At 58.4% G+C, this 21239-nt stretch carries 20 protein-coding genes; 12 read left to right on the plus strand and 8 right to left on the minus strand.

Annotated features, from left to right (window positions below):
- The first annotated feature begins 6 nt into the window (after positions 1–6).
- Entirely contained in the window at positions 7–324 is a 318-nt protein-coding gene (locus BFV65_RS09620; RefSeq protein WP_022648010.1) for a YdbL family probable chaperone protein, read from the plus strand.
- On the opposite strand, the gene feaR is transcribed toward BFV65_RS09620, so the two are convergent.
- Entirely contained in the window at positions 325–1233 is a 909-nt protein-coding gene (feaR, locus tag BFV65_RS09625; RefSeq protein ID WP_023300024.1) for a transcriptional regulator FeaR, read from the minus strand. It abuts the gene before it with no gap.
- 241 nt (positions 1234–1474) lie between these two features.
- On the opposite strand from feaR, the gene BFV65_RS09630 reads away from it, so the two are divergent.
- Positions 1475–2974: an aldehyde dehydrogenase family protein gene (locus BFV65_RS09630; RefSeq protein WP_022648012.1), complete on the plus strand. Its 1500-nt coding sequence runs from the start codon at positions 1475–1477 to the stop codon at positions 2972–2974.
- Between the two features lie 550 nt (positions 2975–3524).
- Here the strand turns inward: BFV65_RS09630 and BFV65_RS09635 are convergent.
- From BFV65_RS09635 to paaZ, 7 genes are all read right to left on the minus strand, one after another.
- Positions 3525–4631: a GGDEF domain-containing protein gene (locus BFV65_RS09635; RefSeq protein WP_069596521.1), complete on the minus strand. Its 1107-nt coding sequence runs from the start codon at positions 4629–4631 to the stop codon at positions 3525–3527.
- A gap of 52 nt (positions 4632–4683) precedes the next feature.
- On the minus strand, positions 4684–6657 hold the full coding sequence (locus BFV65_RS09640; RefSeq protein ID WP_022648014.1) for an alkyl/aryl-sulfatase: 1974 nt from the start codon (positions 6655–6657) through the stop codon (positions 4684–4686).
- A 166-nt stretch (positions 6658–6823) separates the two neighbouring features.
- Entirely contained in the window at positions 6824–9097 is a 2274-nt protein-coding gene (gene tynA, locus BFV65_RS09645; RefSeq protein WP_069596522.1) for a primary-amine oxidase, read from the minus strand.
- A 159-nt stretch (positions 9098–9256) separates the two neighbouring features.
- Positions 9257–9652 carry a hypothetical protein gene (locus BFV65_RS09650; protein WP_022648016.1) on the minus strand — a complete coding sequence of 132 codons (396 nt, stop codon included), beginning with the start codon at positions 9650–9652 and terminating at the stop codon, positions 9257–9259.
- Positions 9630–9923, minus strand: a complete 294-nt coding sequence (locus tag BFV65_RS22410) for a polymorphic toxin type 44 domain-containing protein (protein ID WP_236724048.1) — start codon at positions 9921–9923, stop codon at positions 9630–9632. The genes BFV65_RS09650 and BFV65_RS22410 overlap by 23 nt, the downstream gene beginning before the upstream one ends.
- 113 nt (positions 9924–10036) lie before the next feature.
- Positions 10037–10519: an Hcp family type VI secretion system effector gene (locus BFV65_RS09660; RefSeq protein WP_022648017.1), complete on the minus strand. Its 483-nt coding sequence runs from the start codon at positions 10517–10519 to the stop codon at positions 10037–10039.
- Between the two features lie 225 nt (positions 10520–10744).
- Complete coding sequence (paaZ, locus tag BFV65_RS09665) at positions 10745–12784, minus strand: phenylacetic acid degradation bifunctional protein PaaZ (protein ID WP_069596523.1); 2040 nt, start codon at positions 12782–12784, stop codon at positions 10745–10747.
- 285 nt (positions 12785–13069) lie between these two features.
- On the opposite strand from paaZ, the gene paaA reads away from it, so the two are divergent.
- The 10 genes from paaA to pcaF are packed head-to-tail and all read left to right on the plus strand — an operon-like array spanning position 13070 to position 21236.
- Complete coding sequence (gene paaA / locus BFV65_RS09670; protein WP_003857355.1) at positions 13070–13999, plus strand: 1,2-phenylacetyl-CoA epoxidase subunit PaaA; 930 nt, start codon at positions 13070–13072, stop codon at positions 13997–13999.
- A gap of 12 nt (positions 14000–14011) precedes the next feature.
- Positions 14012–14299, plus strand: coding sequence for a 1,2-phenylacetyl-CoA epoxidase subunit PaaB (paaB, locus tag BFV65_RS09675; protein ID WP_003857353.1), 288 nt, complete (start codon positions 14012–14014; stop codon positions 14297–14299).
- A gap of 8 nt (positions 14300–14307) precedes the next feature.
- Positions 14308–15054: a 1,2-phenylacetyl-CoA epoxidase subunit PaaC gene (paaC, locus tag BFV65_RS09680; RefSeq protein WP_023314089.1), complete on the plus strand. Its 747-nt coding sequence runs from the start codon at positions 14308–14310 to the stop codon at positions 15052–15054.
- Positions 15055–15065: 11 nt separating this feature from the next.
- Positions 15066–15563, plus strand: coding sequence for a 1,2-phenylacetyl-CoA epoxidase subunit PaaD (gene paaD, locus BFV65_RS09685; protein ID WP_022648021.1), 498 nt, complete (start codon positions 15066–15068; stop codon positions 15561–15563).
- A gap of 7 nt (positions 15564–15570) precedes the next feature.
- Positions 15571–16641, plus strand: coding sequence for a 1,2-phenylacetyl-CoA epoxidase subunit PaaE (gene paaE, locus BFV65_RS09690; RefSeq protein WP_063149991.1), 1071 nt, complete (start codon positions 15571–15573; stop codon positions 16639–16641).
- Positions 16638–17405 (plus strand): 2,3-dehydroadipyl-CoA hydratase PaaF, encoded by a 768-nt coding sequence (gene paaF, locus BFV65_RS09695; RefSeq protein ID WP_022648023.1) that lies wholly within the window; start codon positions 16638–16640, stop codon positions 17403–17405. Before paaE ends, paaF begins: the two co-directional genes overlap by 4 nt.
- Positions 17405–18193 (plus strand): 2-(1,2-epoxy-1,2-dihydrophenyl)acetyl-CoA isomerase PaaG, encoded by a 789-nt coding sequence (paaG, locus tag BFV65_RS09700; RefSeq protein WP_108367520.1) that lies wholly within the window; start codon positions 17405–17407, stop codon positions 18191–18193. The genes paaF and paaG overlap by 1 nt, the downstream gene beginning before the upstream one ends.
- 1 nt (position 18194) lies before the next feature.
- Positions 18195–19619, plus strand: a complete 1425-nt coding sequence (gene paaH / locus BFV65_RS09705) for a 3-hydroxyacyl-CoA dehydrogenase PaaH (protein ID WP_069596524.1) — start codon at positions 18195–18197, stop codon at positions 19617–19619.
- Entirely contained in the window at positions 19609–20031 is a 423-nt protein-coding gene (paaI, locus tag BFV65_RS09710; RefSeq protein WP_023300032.1) for a hydroxyphenylacetyl-CoA thioesterase PaaI, read from the plus strand. Before paaH ends, paaI begins: the two co-directional genes overlap by 11 nt.
- Positions 20031–21236 (plus strand): 3-oxoadipyl-CoA thiolase, encoded by a 1206-nt coding sequence (gene pcaF / locus BFV65_RS09715; protein ID WP_022648027.1) that lies wholly within the window; start codon positions 20031–20033, stop codon positions 21234–21236. Before paaI ends, pcaF begins: the two co-directional genes overlap by 1 nt.
- Positions 21237–21239 lie beyond the last annotated feature (3 nt).

A 21239-nucleotide genomic window follows, 5' to 3' on the forward strand; every position in this document is an offset into this window, starting at 1 on the left:
GATGCCATGAAACGATTAGCTCTGATGTTACTGGCGCTGGGGATGAACGTTCACGCCGCCACGCTTACGCTCAACGATGCGCGCACCCAGGGGCGCGTAGGGGAAACCCTGAGCGGCTATCTTGCGCCCGTTCAGCACGACGCTGAAACCCTGGCGCTGGTGAACCGTATCAACGCCGCACGCACGGAAAGTTACCAGCAGCTTGCTGACAGCAATAATTTGCCCGTCGACGAGGTGGCGAAAATGGCGGGGCAAAAGCTGGTGGCCCGCGCGCAGCCGGGTGAGTACGTGAAGGGGATTAACGGCAAATGGCTGAAAAAGTAACTAGCGGTAACGCTTACGGTATTCGCCCGGCGAAACCCCGAAACGCTGCTTAAAGGCGGTGGAAAAATGGCTATGGTCGGTAAAGCCCCAGCTGTAGCCAATGCCCGCCAGCTTTTCGTCATCGCCGATGGAACGCAGCGCCTGAGCGCATAAATCGAGGCGACGGTTCTTAATATACTGCGCCACCACCAGCCCTTTCCCGGCAAACATGCGGTACAAGCTACGCACGGACATGCCGCTCTCTGAGGCTATCCACTCCGGTCTTAACGCCTCCGACTGAATATGATCGTCAATCAGGGACAGAACGTGGCGGAACTGACGCTCCTTGCGCGGCAGCACCTCGTCATGCTGCTGGAAGGCCGGACGCAGCAGACACACCATCGCCTCCAGCGCCGCTTCGCTTTCACTGGCGCTGAGATCGGCATTGCCCATGCTCTCCTGTAACAGTCGGTAGCTCAGCTGTACGGTAGGCAGACTGCGGGAGAGGGGCAACGCGCACCTCACTTCCTGAAAACGCGCGTGTTGCTCAATGATTTGTCGCGGGAGCAGCAGCGAAATCTGGCGGGAACGCTCCTGCCAGTAAATTGAGCACGGGCGGGAGGCGTCAATCAGCGTGATATCCCCGGCTTTCAGCAGCGCGCGCTGGTCGTCCTGTTCGATTCCGGCGCTGCCTTCCAGCTGAAACACGGTGTAGAACCAGGCATCGTTGCCGTTTTTGATCTCCTGACGGGTGCGAAACAGGTTAACGCCTGCGGCGGTCACCGTGCTCAGCTTCAGACTTTGGGTGTAGCTGGTTTCCAGTTCGCCGAGAAACGCCCCCTCTAACGGACGTGCCGCAAAGCGCCCACAAACCTGGTTAATTTGCGCCAGCCACTGCTGAAAATTGTCCTGTTCGCTTGCACATGCCATTGATTTTCTCGCTGAACCGTCACTGTTTTCGCATTGTTGCATTTATGTTGCATTTTGTCAGGCCTACGAGGCTGACTATAGGAAAGAACACTCAACGGTTACAGCGATATAAGCGGGAATTATCACGATTTGCGGAGCCTGTCACAGCTGGCAAAGCGAATGTCACACAGACAAAAGCAGGAATGCGAATCCCCTCTTAGACTGCATACACACCCTGCGAAGCATAACGAAGGAGTATCCTATGTCCGAATCACACGTCGCCGTCCTGCCTGGCGTGCAGCAGTTTTTAGATCGCCAGCACGGCCTGTGGATCGAAGGGCGTCAGGCGGCATCCGATAGCGAAAAGCGTCTGAACGTCTATAACCCGGCGACCGGAGAGGTCATTGCCTCCACCGCCGATGCCAGCGTTGATGATGTCGATCGTGCGGTGATGTCTGGCTGGCGCGCCTTTGTCGCCCGAAGCTGGGCCGGGCGGCTTCCCGCAGAGCGGGAACGCATCCTGCTGCGGTTTGCGGATCTGGTGGAACAGCATGGCGAAGAGCTGGCACAGCTCGAAACCCTGGAGCAGGGGAAATCGATTAACATTTCCCGCGCCTTCGAGGTGGGCTGCACCCTGAACTGGATGCGCTACACGGCAGGGCTGACCACCAAAATTGCCGGTAAAACCCTCGATCTCTCGATTCCACTGCCGCAGGGCGCGCGTTATCAGGCGTGGACGCGTAAAGAGCCGGTTGGGGTCGTGGCGGGGATTGTGCCGTGGAACTTTCCGCTGATGATTGGCATGTGGAAAGTGATGCCCGCGCTGGCGGCAGGTTGCTCCATCGTGATCAAACCCTCGGAAACCACGCCGCTCACCCTGTTACGGGTGGCGGAACTGGCGAGCGAGGCGGGGATCCCGGATGGCGTTTTCAACGTGGTGACCGGCAGTGGCGCCGTCTGTGGCGCCGCACTGACCTCGCACCCGCGCATTGCCAAAGTGAGCTTTACCGGATCGACGGCGACGGGCAAGCAGATTGCCCGCGCGGCGGCGGATACGCTAACGGGCGTGACGCTGGAACTGGGCGGCAAAAACCCGGCCATCGTGCTGAAAGATGCCGATCCAGCGTGGGTGATTGAAGGGCTGATGACCGGCAGCTTCCTGAATCAGGGGCAGGTCTGCGCGGCCAGTTCACGTATATATATTGAAGCTCCGCTGTTCGACACGCTGGTCAGCGGCTTTGAACAGGCCGTGAAATCCCTGAGCGTCGGGCCGGGCATGTCGCCGGATGCGTTTATCAACCCGCTGGTGTCGCGCGCCCACTGCGATAAGGTCCAGGCGTTTCTGGATGAGGCGAAGGCGCACAATGCGGAGCTGATCGCCGGGAACCGGGGGCCAGACGGCAAAGGCTATTACGTTTCGCCAACGCTGGTGGTCAACCCGGATAATCATCTGCGACTGACGCGTGAAGAGGTCTTCGGGCCGGTGGTGAATCTGGTCCGTGTAGCTGACGGGGAAGAGGCGCTTCAGCTGGCGAACGACACTGAATACGGCTTAACGGCCAGCGTCTGGACGCAGAACATCAGTAAAGCGCTGGAGTACACCGACAGGCTACAGGCCGGAACCGTGTGGGTTAACAGCCACACGCTGATAGATGCCAACCTGCCGTTCGGCGGCATGAAGCAGTCTGGCACCGGGCGCGATTTCGGCCCCGACTGGCTGGATGGCTGGTGTGAAACCAAGTCGGTGTGTGTGCGGTATTAAAAAAACGCCGGGTGGCGGCTACGCCTTACCCGGCCTACGGGATCGAGGAAAAAGGTTGGTTTGTAGGCAGGGTAAGCGCAGCGCCACCCGGCGTAACTTACAGCGACCACCGATTCCGCCCGGCCTCCTTCGCCCTGTACAGCGCCGCATCGGCGCGGGCGATGATTTCCGCCCCGACTGGCTGGACGGCTGGTGCGAAACTAAGTCGGTGTGTGTGCGGTATTAAAAAAACGCCGGGTGGCGGCTACGCCTTACCCGGCCTACGGGATCGAGGAAAAAAGTTGGTTTTGTAGGCCGGGTAAGCGCAGCGCCACCCGGCGTAACTTACAGCGACCACCGATTCCGCCCGGCCTCCTTCGCCCTGTACAGCGCCGCATCGGCGCGGGCAATGATTTCCGCCCCGACTGGCTGGACGGCTGGTGCGAAACTAAGTCGGTGTGTGTGCGGTATTAAAAAAACGCCGGGTGGCGGCTACGCCTTACCCGGCCTACGGGAGCAAGGAAAAGGTTGGTTTTGTAGGCCGGGTAAGCGCAGCGCCACCCGGCGTAACTTACAGCGACCACCTATCCCGCCCGGACTCCTTCGCCCGATACAACGCCGCATCGGCGCGGGCGATGATTTCCGGGCCGGCCAGTCCTGGGGTATAGCCGGCAATGCCCATACTCACCGTCACACATTCACTCACCTTCGACGCGCTGTGCGCAATGGCTGCGGTGCGCAGGCCAGCCTGGATCCGCGCGGCGACTTTCTCAGCAACGCTTTCTTCACAGTCAAAGAGGATCACGACGAACTCCTCACCACCGTAGCGCGAAACAACATCCTCTGGCGTGCGCACCGAGGAGGTCAGCACCTCCGCGACCCGCGCGAGACACGCGTCTCCTGCCTGGTGACCATAGGTGTCGTTATACAGTTTGAAGTAGTCGACATCCAGCATCAGGACCGTGAAGCGTTTGCCTTGCTCCACCGCGTTTTCCAGCACCAGCTCCATCGCCCGGCGGTTGGCCGTTTTCGTCAGCGGATCCTGATGGGCCAGCGCATCCAGCCGCGAAATTAAACGCTGATTCTGCTGGTTGCGACGCCAGGCCTCTTCAAACCAGCTCAAGAGGATGTAGCGTCCGCAAACGAGAATGAACGTGAACACCACCCACAGCCCGGCAAAGCGAAGGTTCATCTCCTGATTCAGCAGCATGCTGGCAACGGGCATGGTGATCCACAGCGGCGCGATAAAGCACACCAGCCCCACCGGATGAAAATAGAGCGCGGTCATACCGGCCATCAGCAGGGTAACGAATATCGGCCAGGGATGAGGAAGCTGTATCACGTTGATAAACCAGTAACAACTTATCGACCATAGCAGGCTACACATTAACAGCACGGCGCTGACGCCGCGGATGTGGCGCCAGGCCATTATTACCAACGCCACGGAAAGGATGACTACCCCCAGCATGGAAGCGTCAATCATCTGTGTGAGAGGTGGGCTGACGTGTAAGAGGGTATCAATTTGGCCGAACAGGGAATTGCGCAGCAGGATCATTAGCGCAAAGCTCGCGTTGACGAAGGCGAGCCACGGCAGGTTCATGGCCAGCCCGTGGACAACCATGGCGTTACGGGTCGGCCAGGTCGCGGGCTCCGGAGTGGCGTTGTGTCTTTTTTCCATGAGAGAGAATGTCCCTGTGGCGGGCGGAAAGACCGCCCGCGAGTGCATGCCTTTACGGGGTCACAATGTTAAACCAGAATTCAAATTTATCCATGTAACCGAGCATGGCATCGAGTTTTGCGGCATCGCCCGTCACTTTGATATCGCCATTATCCTGAGCCTGTTTAAGCGTCACTTCTTTCAGGATGATTTTATTCAGCGTATCGCGGTTGAGGGTCACGGTCGCGTCAGCATCCTTCGCTTCGGCGTTCGCCGTGTGGTTCAGCACGCCATTTTCCAGCTCCAGCTTGTATTTGCCGCCGTCGCTGCCGAGGTCGATGTTAAACACCGATTTTGCATCTGCTGCTTTTTCACCATTGATATGCACCGCCAGATAGTCAAAGAACATTTCTGGCGTCATTGCGCGCACGGTATCCGGGCTGGCGGTATTCGGGGTGGGACCTTTCACCACGCCGTTACGCAACTCCTGCGCGCCGGTCAGGTAGAAGTTACGCCATGGGCCGGATTCAGCCTGATAACCCAACTGCTCCAGGGCATCCGCTTCAAGGTTACGTGCGGCCTGGTTGTTTGGATCGGCGAATACCACTTTGCTGACCACCTGAGCCACCCAGCGATAGTTGCCCTGGTCAAAATCGGTTTTAGCTTTACTCAGGATGGCATCCGCGCCTCCCATATACTCCACAAATTTCTTCGCGGCTTCTTCAGGCGGCAGTTCATCCAGGGTCGCGGGGTTGCCGTCAAACCAGCCTAAATAGAGCACGTAGGTGGCTTTGACGTCATGACTGACTGAACCGTAATAGCCTCGGTTGGCCCAGGTATTGGCCAGGGAGTTCGGCAGCTTGAAGTTGGCGGCGATCTCGTCACGCGTCAGCCCTTCATTCGCCATGCGCAGGGTCTGGTCGTTGATGTAGCGGTAGAGGTCGCGCTGGCTTTTCAGCAGGTTAACCACATTCTCGTTGCCCCAGGTCGGCCAGTGGTGCTGCGCCATGATAACTTCGGCCTTATCACCCCAGCGTACAATTGCCTGGTTGATGTATTTCGACCATGGCAGCGGTTCACGAATTTTCGCACCGCGCAGGGAGTAGGTGTTGTGAAGGGTATGGGTGACATCTTCCGCAGACTCGATCAGCTTTTTCTCTTCGATATACCAGAGCATCTCAGAAGGCGCTTCGGAGCCCGGCGCGAGCATAAAATCATAGGTCAGGCCATCGATCACCTCTTTCTGACCATCTTTCTCGATGATATTGGTCGGGGCAATCAGGGTCACCGTCCCGGCGGAGGTGGTGGTGCCGAGCCCCGCACCCACCTGGCCTTTCGCATCCGGCTTCAGCAGGTTGCCGTACATATAGCTGGCGCGGCGGCTCATGACGTTACCCGCCATGATATTTTCCGCGACGGCGGCCTCCATAAATCCGGCTGGCGCGTAGACTTTAACCTTGCCGGACTTCACGTCGGCTTCGTCCACCACGCCGCGCACGCCGCCATAGTGGTCAACGTGGCTGTGGGTGTAAATAACAGCGACGACAGGTTTCTTGCCGCGATTTTTATAGTAAAGATCCATCCCGACTTTGGCCGTCTCCGCCGACACCAGCGGGTCGACCACGGTAATGCCTTCTTTACCTTCAATAATGGTCATGTTTGACAGGTCGAGGTTACGGATCTGGTACACGCCCTCGGTGACTTCAAACAGGCCGCTGATGTTAATCAGCTGGGACTGACGCCATAAGCTCGGGTTAACCGAATCGGGCGCTTTATCGCCTTCCTTGATAAAGGCGTACTGCTGTGGATCCCAGACGGTGTTGCCTTGCTCCCCTTTGATAATTTCCTGAGGTAGCGGGGCGATAAACCCTTTGTGGGCATTGGTAAAATCGGTGTTATCAGAGAAAGGAAGCTGGTTGAAGAGTGCGTTGTTGGCCTGCTGAGTTGCTGCGGTTGCATCCTTAGGGGCTTCTGCGGCCCAGGCTGAACTGGCGGAAATGAAAAAACCGGCCAGCGCAAGGCTTCTTACTATCTCATTGACTTTCATCCTAAAACCTCTCGGTTATGTATAGCGTTGTTCATGGATACTTCGATATCTACAAAATGTTTCAGATGTTGCAAAAGCATTAAGCGAAGTAACATTAACTATAATCGGGGAGTGGTATTCAGCAAGAAAGCGAATGAAAAACCGGGCATCGTGCCCGGTCAACGTGTTATTTCTGCTCTTTTTTCTTGCCGAGCGTTGGCGTCTCGTCAAAGAAGTTCCACGGCTTGAGTAACGTGTGCACCCATTCCGTCGGCATTATCGGCCACTCCTCGGCGCGGGCGACATGGGTGGTGCCGGTGGTCATCCAGATGACGTTATCCTGGTCGTTCAGCGACTCGTTATCTTTGCTGTACTGGCCTAGGCCCGTATCGTGCGTGGAACGGTTCGGGTATTTTCCCTCCGGGTACATCTCGTCGGGATGGTAACGCGTCACCCACAGCTGTTTATCCATAAAGCTCAGGCGGTGATAAATCCACTCGTCCGGGGCAAACTTCGCGCCCGTCGCCACCGGGTGTGTGCCCCCCGCGTAAGGGATGATCTGATACGAGACCGGGTTGCCCATGCGGTTCTCTTTGCTGGTGTTGCTCAGCAGGCGGATGGTGCCCGGATCAAACTTTTGCGCCGCCTGCTGTTCAGTATCAATATCATACTGATTCACCTGCATGGTGCTGGTGCGCGGTCCGCCAGCGGTGTTCGGTTTGACGTCCGGATCCATGGCCACCAGCTTGTTGTTGATGCCGTCCACGTCCATATCCAGACGGAAGTTGTAGATGTGCTGGTGGGTGGTGCCGACAATATTATGGTCGATCAGCGTACCGTATCGGGTGTCATCCTTCGCGGTGGCATCATGCATGGTTTTCGTCTGCACGCCTTTCACCGCTTCAATGCCCGTGGCCCCTGCATCAATGCCGATGGTGCCGTTTTCGTGGAATACCCAGTCGAAGATATAATCGTAGTTACCCACGGTGCTGACCCAGCGCACCACCAGCTCGCGGCGCTCGGTGCTGACGTTGGGTTTACCTAACTCCTGATGCTTATACTCCGGCCCGGCGTAACGCTCGAAAATGGCGATCGCCCGGGGGATCTCCATTGGCGCACCGGTATAGTCCGGGATGGTTTCGTTGAGCATCACGGCGTTAGACGGAACATCCTTGCCGCGCACCAGCGGGGAGGTCAGGGTACCCATGCCGTAGTCGCCGGAGTCCAGGTAGGCCTTAAAGTACCAGCCGATATCCGGGTCGCCGTACGGCACAATCATTCCGCCGAGCGATCCCTGATACATCACCTGTCGCTTTTTGCCGTTGTCGTTATAGGTCACGGTGGAGATCATCGGGCCGACGCGCGAGTCCAGGCTCAGATGAAAATCCCAGTTCTGCCAGTGCACCATATCCCCGGTAATGGTGTAGTTCTTGCCTTCCGGCTCGATAATCTCCAGCGGTTTTTTCACCGTTTCAACGCGGTCACGGCCATCATAAGGACGCGGGGTGAGCGGCACCGGCACGACCGGGCCTTCCTCAATCTTCTGGATTTTCTTCTGCTCAAGATCCACCACCGCAACCAGGTTTTCGATCGGGTGCGCCCAGTAGTTACCGTCGCCCACGTCGAGATAGCTGATCACTTTCAGCAGGCGGTCTTCCTGTTTCAGCCCATCCTTGCCGTCAAAAAAGCCGACGGTAAGCGGGGTGGTGATCACTTTCTTCGGATCGGTAATGCCGCGCTTTTTCAGCACGGCGGCAAACTCCGGGCTTTCATTGATGATCTGCTGCACGGTATTGAAGTCATCCAGCAGCACCATGCCGTGCGCGTCTTTGATCGGCTCCCAGCGGAGGATCTTTTTGTCCTTCAGATCCACCCGGCTTTCGATGATGCGTTTGCCGTCAAGCATAATGATATTGGCCTGGCGGGGCGCATCCACCGCCGTGCCGTTAAGCACGAAGTCCCAGACTTTGGCTTTTTCTGGCTCCGCCAGCGCAATCTGGGTAAAGCGGGTATTGGGTTTAAAATCCGCAGAGGCTTTCACAATGGCTACGGCCTGGTTGATTTCATCAGCGGTCAGCGCGTTTAACGGGTGGGGGCGTTTTTCAACCTGGAATGTCTGATCAAGACCGGACTGAAAGACATCGTTGATAAAAGTCTCCGGGATATAGGCCTTATTGTTCTTCATCACCACGGGCACCTGGAGCGTCAGCGGTTTGCCGTTAACGATGGCGGTGTTGGCGCCGGGTTTGACCTTCACAAAGGCACCGTCTTTAGCGATGGTGAACATCTGGGCGTAATCATCCCACTGCACGTCCGCGCCAAACGCCTGAAGCGTTTTATCCATCGGGACCATATGCGCCTCGCTGCCGTGAGCGTAAACAGGGGATTGCCAGGCGCAACAGAGCGCAACGGCCATGGCCAGTGCCGTTCTACGGGCAAAAAAAGAAGAATTGCTTCCCATCGCAGACCTCATCTTGTTGTGTTTATTGTGTTGTGTCAGCCTTATCCTGACAGGCGCGCACGAAAAACGTTTGCCTGCATCTGCCAGGTTGTTTGTCAGTCTTGCCAGGTTAAAAAAAGACCGGGGGTGCATCACACCCCGTGAAAGTGAAAGTGTGCTTCAGTAAGGTGAACTGTCGAGATGAATGCAGACATCGAAACCTACCGTCGTGAACGAATAAACCGTACCGCGAACGCGAAGATAAATGTCTCCATTTTTAATTGCCACTGAAGCTTTATCATCATCGGTGATCATGACGGGATTGATATTCTTAATGTTAGACATGAATTCTTCCGGACTTTTTTTCGCATCAAAGAGATAAATATGAGACCTGTTTTTAGACAGTGAGCCCGTCTCAACCTGGGTGATGTAAAGAGTTAAACGATCGTTAACCTTGATCTTTTCCTGCAAATTTTCATACACGGTAAAAAGATCGCGGAAAGGGTATGCAATGAATATGAGAAAACTAAAGATAATAATTCCAGCTCGCCAGTTAAAAACCCGAACGTCGCGCATAATCTATTCCTGCCCTTATCCATAACTGATCGACTGGATCATCACCGTAATTATTATTGTTCTGGAATTTTGCAAATTCGGCAGGATCGCTTGCCCCGGCAAGAATCTGTGCAGTGCCTGCCCCCCGGAGCAGAATTCCCTCAGGAATGCCTGCTGCCGCACCAACGGCACCGTAATGAAAATTGCCAAAATTGGCATACTCTGCACGGCCTTGTTTATAATCCCAGGGACCATGGTTTCTGACCATTTGATAAAACCATATGTAGGTCATTAATGAGGGGCCACCATGAAATCGCGCTATTATCATGTGGCTAACGACGTCCACGCCAGGTGGTGCAAAGGATGCAATATTATAGGGTGTTGAATAGGAAGGATTTCGCATATTTAACGCTCAGCCCAACAGTCTGCAAACTGTATATTACCATCGCAATATGTCCATGTTATTTTATCATAGCGTAGTTCCACGACTTCAAGATGATTATGTTTTTCTTTCGTCGGGTCTTTAATGTCATGCATCAATGGCGTAACGGAAACGACGCGAATATTATCGAGACGCATATTGTAATATTCTACTTCCTGTCCGGCGTCATTAATGCGATACCACCTGAACTCGGCCGTTTTAAGGGTTTGGCCAGTCGCAACGGCTTTCATCAGGTAAGGGGAGGAGGAATCGATTTCTTTTTGAAATACGACTGGGGCATGGTTACGTTTACTGGTAATTTTCCCGGTCAATGGATCGGTTGGGAGGCGAAGATTGTGTGTAAAGCCAGTGACTTCAATGCTTCCCTCACGGTAACAAACATCCACCGAGCCTGTAATTTTTGTACCACCATCGTCAGTCAAGAAAAGGTAAACAGGAATTGCCATAGTCTGTTAATCATCCATGTAATTTAACGCGGGAATATTCCCGGCGATAAATAATAACTATGCTAACTATACGGTCAATTTGCTTAGTGTTTCCGGTTGTAACTTATCCAAACCAGGCAGACTGGATGGTTCGATTAATCAAAGCCAACCAGTCCCTGTATTACCTTCCGTTTATTTTGATGCGCTCAAACACTCCAGGCAGCAAGGTTAATGCCATTGCTTTGATTAAAAGTCACCCTGCTGGCGCACCACCAGCGTCAGGATGGAGTAAAGCGCCACGGCCTGCTGATGCTGGTTGAAGATCTCCACCGCCCATTCCACCACGCCCGTCGGTTTTTCCTCGGCAGTGCGCTGTTTCTTCAGCGTTTTACGTTTACAGGTCAGGCGCACCTGAATGGTATCGCCCGGCTTGACCGGCTCGATAAAGCGCAGGTTTTCCATGCCGTAGTTGGCAATGACCGGCCCAACCCCGGCATCGACAAACAGCCCCGCCGCGGCGGAAATCAGGAAATAACCGTGTACCACGCGCTCGCCAAAAATCGACTCCGCCGCGCCAATTTTGTCCATATGGGCATAGAAATGATCCCCGCTCAGGCAGGCAAAATTCACGATATCCGCTTCCGTCAGGGTACGACGCGGGGTCAGCAGGCTGTCGCCCGGCTGTAACTCCTCGAAGTATTTACGGAACGGATGAACGCGATCTTCCAGCACCTCCGCGCCACGGACCCACTGTTTGCCGATGGCGGCGAGCATGGAAGGGCTGCCCTGAATGGCCGTGCGCTGGAGATAGTGCTTCACCGCACGCAGGCCGCCCAGCTCCTCGCCGCCGCCCGCACGTCCCGGGCCGCCGTGCACCAGCTGCGGTAGCGGTGAACCGTGGCCGGTGGATTCTTTCGAGGATTCCTGGTTGAGGATCTGAATGCGTCCGTGGGCGCGCGCGGCACCGGCAATAAATTGCCGCGCCACGTTTGAATCTGCCGTGACCAGCGTTCCCGCCAGGCTGCCGCCGCCCGCCCGCGCCAGCTGCATGGCGTGTTCACTGTTGCGGTACGGCATCAGGGTGGCGACGGGGCCAAAGGCTTCGGTGGCGTGAACGGCCGGAGTTTCGTCCGGCTGCGGGCAGAACAGCAGGGTGGGCGGGAAGAATGCGCCAGCCGCCTGCATATCGGCTTTACCACCCAGACGGATCTGGCAGCCCGAGGCAAGCAGATGATCGACTTTTTCCTGCACGTCAGCACGTTGCTCACTGTTGACGAGAGCCCCCATCTTCACCCCTTCCTGGGCCGGATCGCCGACGACCACGTTCTCCAGCCGCGCAATCAGCGCCTGGCTGACGGCTTCAACCTGCGCTTCCGGCACGATGATGCGGCGGATGGCGGTACATTTTTGCCCGGCTTTGGCGGTCATCTCGCGCACCACTTCGCGAATAAACAGCGCAAACTCCGGCTGCTCCGGCGTCACGTCCTCACCCAGCACGCAGCAGTTAAGGGAATCTGCTTCCATGGTAAACGGAATGGAATGCGCGACGATATTCGGATGTACGCGCAGGCTCTGCCCGGTGCTGGCCGACCCGGTAAACGTCACCACGTCCTGGCTGTCGAGCTGGTTCAGCAGATCGCCCGCGCCACCACAGATCAGGCTGATGGCGCCGTCCGGCACCAGTCCGCTCTCGACGATCGCTTTCATCATCGCCTGAGTCACCTGCGCGGTGGCGGTGGCGGGCTTGATGATGGCGGGCATCCCGGCAAGCCAGGTGGGTGCGAGCTTTTCCAGCATCCCCCAGCACGGGAAGTTGAACGCGTTGATATGCACCGCCACGCCGGATTTCGACGTTAACACGTGACGTGCCGCAAAGCCGCCTTCCTTCGACAGCGGGATCAGCTCATCCTCCGGCCACAGGGTATCGTCCGGCAGCTCACGGCTGCCGAGGCTTGCGTAGGTGAAGAGGGTGCCGATACCGCCTTCAATATCTACCCAGCTGTCGGCCTTCGTCGCGCCGGTCTGGGCTGACAGGGCATAAAACCGATCCTTCTGGCTCAGAAGATGTTTGGCTACCGCCTTCAGCATGGCGGCGCGCTCGATAAAGCTCATTGCGCGGAGCGCTTCTCCGCCGTGTTCAATGGCGTAACGGCGCGCGGCCGCCATATCCAGCCCTTCGCTGGTGACTTCAAATAGCGTTTCCCCGCTGATGGCGTGGGTGATGGTGCGCTCGCGGCCCCGGCCTGATTGCCAGGTGCCGGACAAGAAGCTGGCTAACTGCTGCATTTCTTCTCTCCAGGTGTTTCGTGATTTCACTATAAATAGTTTGATCGCGAATCATAAAAAGCAAGCTGAGTTTTAATGAATTGTTAACGTTGTGATCTCTATTGCTTAGCCTGACCACCCGAAAGCCTTGTGTAATCGGCCTTTCATGAAAAGGCTTGCGAGCGTCGTCACAAAATAAACAAACGCTTCTTGGGGTTATATTTAACCTTTGTGTAACTTTTAAGAAACCAAATGATTCACCAATATGCTGTTTTTGGTGATTTAACGAATCACAAAGGTGGTTATGTGACGCAAGAACAACGCTTTGAGCAACGCATCGCACAGGAGACGGCCATCGAGCCGCAGGACTGGATGCCGGATGCCTATCGCAAGACGCTGATCCGCCAGATTGGACAGCACGCCCACTCTGAGATTGTCGGCATGCTGCCGGAAGGAAACTGGATCACCCGCGCGCCGACGCTGCGCCGGAAAGCCATTCTGCTGGCGAAGGTTCAGGACGAAGCCGGACACGGCCTGTACCTCTACAGCGCGGCAGAAACGCTGGGCTGCGCCCGGGAGGACATCTATCAAAAGATGCTCGACGGCAAGATGAAATACTCCTCCATCTTCAACTATCCGACCCTGAGCTGGGCCGATATCGGCGTCATTGGCTGGCTGGTGGACGGGGCGGCCATTGTGAACCAGGTGGCGCTGTGCCGTACGTCTTACGGCCCGTACGCCCGGGCGATGGTGAAAATCTGTAAAGAAGAGAGCTTCCACCAGCGTCAGGGTTTTGAGGCCTGCATGGCGCTGGCGCAGGGCAGCGAAGCACAGCGGCAGATGTTGCAGGACGCCATCAACCGTTTCTGGTGGCCCGCGCTGATGATGTTCGGACCCAACGACGACAACTCCCCAAACAGCGCCCGCAGTCTCGCCTGGAAGATCAAACGCTTTGGCAACGATGAGCTTCGCCAGCGCTTCGTGGACAACACGGTGCCTCAGGTGGAGATGCTCGGCATGACCGTGCCGGATCCCGACCTGCGTTTCGATGAAGAGAGCGGCCACTACCGCTTCGGCGAAATCGACTGGCAGGAATTTGACGAGGTGATCAACGGGCGCGGGATCTGCAACCACGAACGTCTGGCCGCAAAACGTAAAGCCTGGGACGACGGCGCATGGGTGCGTGAAGCCGCTCTGGCCCACGCGGAAAAACAACGCGCCCGCCAGGCCGCATAAGAGGAATCAACCATGAGCAATGTTTACTGGCCGTTATACGAAGTTTTTGTCCGTTCGAAGCAGGGGCTGTCGCACCGCCATGTGGGCAGCCTTCACGCTGCCGACGACCGCATGGCGCTGGAAAACGCGCGCGATGCCTATACCCGCCGCAGCGAAGGCTGTTCCATCTGGGTGGTGAAGGCGAGTGAAATCGTCGCCTCCCAGCCGGAAGAGAGCGGGGAGTTTTTCGATCCGGCGGAAAGCAAGGTCTACCGCCATCCGACGTTTTACACCATCCCTGATGGCATTGAGCATATGTGAGGTTGGGGATGAACAACGTATCTGCTTATGCCCTGCGTCTGGGTGACAACGGTCTGGTGCTCTCACAGCGTCTGGGCGCCTGGTGCGGCCATGCGCCGGAGCTGGAAATTGACCTGGCGCTCGCCAATATCGGCCTTGATCTGCTCGGGCAGGCGCGCAATTTCCTGACCTACGCCGCTGAACGGGAGGGTAAGGGTGATGAAGACACCCTGGCCTATGGCCGCGATGAGCGTCAGTTCCGCAATTTGCTGCTGGTGGAACAGCCAAACGGCAGCTTCGCCGACACCATTGCCCGTCAGTATCTGATGGATGCGTGGAACGTGGCGCTCTACGAGCGGCTGATCCACAGCAGCGACAGTCAGCTTGCCGCCATCGCGGCAAAAGCCATTAAGGAGGCGCGCTATCACCTGCGCTTTAGCCGCGGCTGGCTGGTGCGGCTGGGGGACGGAACAGAAACCTCCGCACAAAAAATGCAGCAGGCGGTGGATAGCCTGTGGCGCTTTACGGCTGAACTGTTCGACGCTGACGAGGTCGAGCTGGCGCTAATTGATGACGGCGTGGCGGTTGATCCGCGCGACCTGCGGGACCCGTGGGAGCGCGAAGTGTTTGCTGGCCTGGCGGAAGCCACCCTCCGCGTGCCCGAAGAGGTGGCGTATCGCACGGGCGGTAAGAAGGGGCTACATACCGAACACCTCGGGCCGATGCTGGCAGAGATGCAGTATCTCCAGCGCGTTTACCCCGGCCAGCAGTGGTAAAGGAGGACGCCATGCAACGCCTCGTCGACATCGCGCCTGCACAAATCCCGCAGATTTGGGCGCTGTTAAGCCAGATCCCCGACCCGGAAGTGCCGGTGCTGACCATCACCGACTTAGGCATGGTGCGCAGCGTGAAGGCGCAGGGGGAAGGCTGGATCATCGGCTTCACGCCAACCTATTCGGGCTGTCCGGCAACGGAGCATCTGCTGGGTGCGATCCGCGAAACTCTGACCGGGAACGGCTTTTCCCCGGTACATATTGTGCTGCAACTGGAGCCCGCCTGGACCACCGACTGGATGACCGACGATGCCCGCAGGCGCCTGCGGGAATATGGCATCAGCCCGCCTGTCGGCCATAGCTGCCATGCCCACGTTCCCGCGGAGGTGAGCTGCCCGCGCTGTGCAAGCACCGATACCTCGCTCATCAGTGAATTTGGTTCCACGGCCTGCAAAGCGCTCTACCGCTGCAATACCTGCCGTGAGCCCTTCGACTATTTCAAATGTATTTGAGGCTGCCATGACAACGTTTCATTCATTAACAGTGGCAAAAGTGGAACCTGAAACCCGCGACGCGGTGACCATTACCTTCGCGGTGCCGCAGGCGTTACAGGAGGCGTACCGCTTCCGTCCCGGTCAGCATTTGACCCTGAAAGCCAGTCCTGGCGGGGATGAACTGCGCCGCTGCTACTCCATCTGCCGGAGCACCGCGTGCGGTGAGATCAGCGTGGCGGTCAAAGCTATCGAGGGCGGACGTTTTTCCCGCTATGCCCGGGACGAAATCAAACCGGGCATGGCACTGGAGGTGATGGTGCCCCAGGGGCATTTTGGCTACCAGCCGCAGGCCGAACGCGAAGGCCACTATCTGGCGATTGCCGCCGGGTCCGGGATCACCCCGATGCTGGCGATTATGTCCGCTACGCTGGCCACTGAAGCCCACAGCCACTTCACCCTGATTTACGGCAACCGCAGCAGCCAGAGCATGATGTTCCGCCGGGCGCTGGCGGACCTGAAAGATAAATACCCGCAGCGTTTGCAGCTGATCTCCATCTTCAGCCAGGAGACGCTCGACAGCGATCTGCTCCATGGCCGTATTGACGGGGAAAAGCTCCAGGCGCTGGCAAAAACGCTGGTGAATTTCCGCCAGTACGATGAAGCCTTCATCTGCGGCCCGTCGGCGATGATGGACGAGGCTGAGGCGGCGCTGAAAGCGCTGGGTATGCCGGAAAAAGCGATCCATCTTGAACGCTTTAACACGCCGGGAACCCCCGTTAAACGGACAGTCAGCGTGCAGGCCGACGGGCAGAAGGTCACCGTCCGTCAGGACGGGCGCGACAGGGAGATCACCCTGACGGCGGACGACGAGAGCATTCTTGACGCGGCCCTGCGTCAGGGGGCGGATCTGCCTTACGCCTGCAAGGGCGGCGTGTGCGCCACCTGCAAATGCAAAGTGCTTCGCGGGGAGGTGGACATGGCGACCAACTACAGCCTGGAGCCGGACGAGCTGGCCGCAGGCTATGTGCTGAGCTGTCAGGCGCTGCCGTTAACCGCTGACGTTATCGTCGATTTTGATGCGAAGGGGATGGCATGAGCGAACTGATTGTCACCCGTCATGGCCGCGTGTTGCAGCTGACGCTTAACCGTCCGGCGGCGCGCAACGCGCTCAACAATGCCCTGCTCACGCAAATTGCGGAGCAGCTTGAAGCCGCCGCCGCGGATGCGGAGATCGCCGTCTGTGTGATTTACGGCAACGAACGCTGCTTTGCCGCCGGGGCCGATCTCAACGAAATGGCGGAGAAAGACCTGCCCGCCACACTGAACGATATCCGCCCGCAGCTGTGGGCGCGGATAAACGCCTTCACCAAACCGCTGATTGCCGCCGTGAACGGCTACGCGCTGGGGGCAGGCTGTGAGCTGGCGCTGCTCTGCGACGTGGTGATTGCCGGTGATAACGCCCGCTTTGGCCTGCCGGAAATCACCCTCGGGATCATGCCGGGCGCAGGCGGCACACAGCGGCTAATCCGTAGCGTGGGCAAATCGCTGGCCAGCAAAATGGTGCTGACGGGCGAAAGCATCACGGCGGTTCAGGCGCACAGCGCCGGGCTGGTCAGCGACGTCTACCCGGCCTCGCTGACGCTGGAGTACGCCCTGAAGCAGGCGGGGCTGATGGCGCGCCACTCGCCGCTGGCGTTACAGGCGGCGAAGCAGGCGCTTCGCCAGTCGCAGGAAGTGCCGCTTCAGGCCGGGCTGGCGCAGGAGCGTCAGCTGTTTGCGCTGCTCGCGGCCACCGACGATCGCCGGGAAGGCATCAACGCCTTTTTACAGAAACGCACCCCAGACTTTAAAGGACGCTAATTGTGGAATTTATTCTGAGCCATGTTGAGCAGGGCGTAATGACCATTACGCTGAACCGCCCGGAGCGCCTGAACAGCTTTAACGACGTCATGCACCAGCAGCTTTCCGAATGCCTGAAGCAGGCCGAGCGCGATGACGCCATCCGCTGCCTGCTGATCACCGGGGCAGGACGCGGTTTCTGCGCCGGGCAGGATCTCAACGACCGTAACGTGGACCCGACCGGCCCCGCGCCGGATCTGGGCATGTCCGTTGAGACTTTTTACAACCCGCTGGTGCGCCGCCTGGCAAAACTGCCGAAGCCGGTGATTTGCGCGGTTAACGGCGTGGCGGCGGGGGCAGGTGCCACGCTGGCCCTCGGCTGTGACATGGTGATTGCGGCCCGTTCAGCCAGCTTTGTGATGGCCTTCAGCAAGCTCGGGCTGGTACCGGACTGCGGCGGAACCTGGCTGCTGCCGCGCGTGACCGGACGCGCCCGCGCCATGGGGCTGGCATTGCTGGGCGACAAGCTCAGCGCCGAGCAGGCACAGGCCTGGGGAATGATCTGGCAGGTGGTGGACGACGAGCAGCTCTCCGCCACCGCACAGCAGATGGCGCTGCATTTTGCCTCGCAGCCGACCTATGGCCTGGGCTTGATCAAGCAGGCAATCAACGCCGCCGAAACCAACACCCTCGACGCCCAGCTTGATCTGGAGCGCGACTATCAACGTCTGGCCGGACGCAGCGACGACTACCGGGAAGGCGTCAGCGCGTTCCTGGCAAAACGCGCGCCGAACTTTACGGGGAAATAAGATGGTGAATATCCATACGGTCGCCGTCATTGGCAGCGGCACCATGGGCGCCGGGATTGCCGAAGTGGCAGCCAGCCACGGTCATCCGGTTCTGGTGTACGACATTGACGCTGCGGCGATTTCCCGCGCCGTCGACGGCATTCGCCAGCGGCTGTCCTCTCGCGTTGCGCGCGGAAAACTCTCTGCCGACGCCGGGGAACAGATCCTCGCCCGCCTGACGCCGGTGACGAATATCGGTGCTCTGGCGAAAGCCGATCTGGTGATCGAGGCGGCCTCCGAGCGGCTTGAAGTGAAAAAGGCGCTGTTTACCCAGCTGGCAGAGGTTTGCCCGCCGCAGACGCTACTCGCCAGCAATACCTCGTCTATTTCCGTTACCGCGATTGCGGCGGAGATAAACCACCCTGAACGCGTCGCCGGGCTGCACTTCTTCAATCCTGCCCCGGTGATGAAGCTGGTGGAGGTGGTCAGCGGGCTGGCGACCTCACCCGAAGTGGCCGATGCGCTGTGCGAGCTGGCGCTGAGCTGGGGAAAGCAGCCGGTACGCTGCCAGTCCACACCGGGGTTTATCGTCAACCGCGTAGCGCGTCCTTTCTACTCGGAAGCCTGGCGCGCGCTGGAAGAGCAGGTGGCAGCGCCCGAGGTGATCGACGCCGCCCTGCGAGACGGCGGGGGTTTCCCGATGGGGCCGCTTGAGCTGACGGACATGATTGGTCAGGACGTCAACTTTGCCGTGACCTGCTCCGTATTTAACGCCTTCTGGCAGGAGCGTCGTTTTTTGCCGTCGCTGGTGCAGCAGGAGCTGGTGCTGGCGGGGCGTCTGGGTAAGAAAAGCGGGCAGGGCGTTTACCGCTGGCAGGAGGACAAACCCGCCGTCAGCTGGCTCGCCCCGGTCAGCCACAGCTTCAGCCCGATGCGCGCACAGCGAAGAAGTGACGTTGTCACGGAAATTGACGATCTGTTGCTGATCGAAACGCAGGGTGAAACCGCGCAGTCGCTGGCGCTGCGCCACGGCTGTCCGGTGGTGGTGGTCGACCGCATCGAGCGGGATGTGGCCGTTATAGCCGCCGCGCCCGACAACCCGCACGCCGCCACGCAGAAAGTCATTTACTGGTTGCAGCACCAGGAGAAACGTGTGGTCCAGATTGCGGATTACCCCGGCCTGCTGATCTGGCGCACGGTGGCGATGATTGCCAACGAAGCGCTGGATGCCCTGCAAAAAGGGGTCGCCAGTGAGCAAGACATCGATACCGCCATGCGCTTAGGGGTCAACTATCCCTGCGGCCCCATCGCCTGGGGCGAGCGCCTTGGCTGGCAGCGTCTGTTAACGCTGCTGGAGAACCTGCAACGTCACTACGGCGAGGAACGTTATCGCCCCTGTTCACTGCTGCGCCAGCGTGCGCTTCTGGAGAGTAGTTATGAGTCATAACGCCTGGCATAACGCCCGCGCGATGTACGAACGGGACGCCTGCGCGCAGGCGATGGGGATGGACATTATCGAGATGGGCGAGGGCTACGCGGTGGTGACCATGACCATCACCCCGCAGATGCTTAACGGGCATAAAACCTGCCACGGCGGACAGCTATTCTCGCTGGCCGATACCGCCTTTGCCTACGCCTGCAACAGTCAGGGGCTGGCGGCGGTGGCCTCAGGTTGCGCCATCGATTTTCTGCGTCCGGGCTTTGCTGGCGATAAGCTGACCGCTACCGCGCGGGTGAAGCATCAGGGCAAACTGACCGGCGTCTACGACATCGAAATTCAGAATCAACAACAGAAAACCGTCGCTCTTTTTCGCGGGAAATCCCACCGCACCGGCGGCAGTGTGACAGGAGAAGCCTGATGCGTAACGCATTTATTTGTGAGGGTGTGCGTACCCCGGTCGGTCGCTACGGTGGAGGATTATCCAGCCTGCGTGCCGATGACTTAGGGGCCGTTCCGCTGCGTGCGCTGCTGGCGCGTTACCCGCAGCTCGATCTGGAGCGCATAGATGACGTGATCTTCGGCTGCGCAAATCAGGCCGGAGAGGATAACCGCAACGTGGCGCGCATGTCGTCGCTGCTGGCCGGGCTGCCGCAGACCGTTTCCGGTACCACCATTAACCGCCTGTGCGGCTCCGGTCTGGATGCCCTTGGCTTTGCGGCGCGCGCCATTAAGGCCGGGGATGGCGATCTGCTGATCGCCGGTGGCGTCGAATCCATGTCCCGTGCGCCGTTCGTGATGGGTAAAGCCACCGCGGCGTTTCAGCGTCAGGCGGAGATCTTCGATACCACCATCGGCTGGCGATTTGTGAATCCGCTCATGCATCAGCAATACGGAACTGACAGCATGCCGGAAACGGCAGAGAATGTAGCGGAATTGTTAAATATAAGCCGTGCCGATCAGGACGCATTTGCCTTGCGCAGCCAGCAGCGCACCGCGCTGGCGCAGCAGAATGGCGTTCTGGCGCAGGAGATAATCCCGGTACAGGTAACGGGGAAAAAAGGCGCGGTAACGGAAGTGAGCGTAGACGAGCATCCGCGCGCCGAAACCACCCTTGAACAGCTTGCCGCGCTGAAAGCCCCGTTTCGCAAGAACGGTGTGGTGACGGCGGGGAACGCCTCTGGCGTCAACGACGGGGCGGCGGCGCTGATTATCGCCAGCGAGCCGATGGCGCTTGCCCAGGGGTTAACCCCGCGCACCCGCATTGTGGCCATGTCGACCGCGGGCGTCGAGCCGCGTCTGATGGGATTAGGCCCGGTTCCCGCCACCCGTAAGGTGCTGGAACGTGCCGGACTCAGTATCACCGATATGGACGTCATTGAGCTTAACGAAGCCTTCGCCGCACAGGCGCTGGGGGTGCTGCGTCAGCTGGGCTTGCCGGATGACGCGGAGCATGTCAACCCGAACGGCGGAGCGATCGCGCTAGGTCATCCGCTGGGAATGAGCGGTGCCAGACTGGCGCTGGCCGCGAGCAATGAATTGCACCGACGCGGCGGGCGCTACGCGCTGTGTACGATGTGCATCGGTGTGGGTCAGGGCATTGCCATGATCCTTGAGCGTGTTTGAGCG

The organism is Enterobacter hormaechei subsp. hoffmannii, from assembly GCF_001729745.1.
GTDB classification, from domain to species: Bacteria; Pseudomonadota; Gammaproteobacteria; order Enterobacterales; family Enterobacteriaceae; genus Enterobacter; species Enterobacter intestinihominis.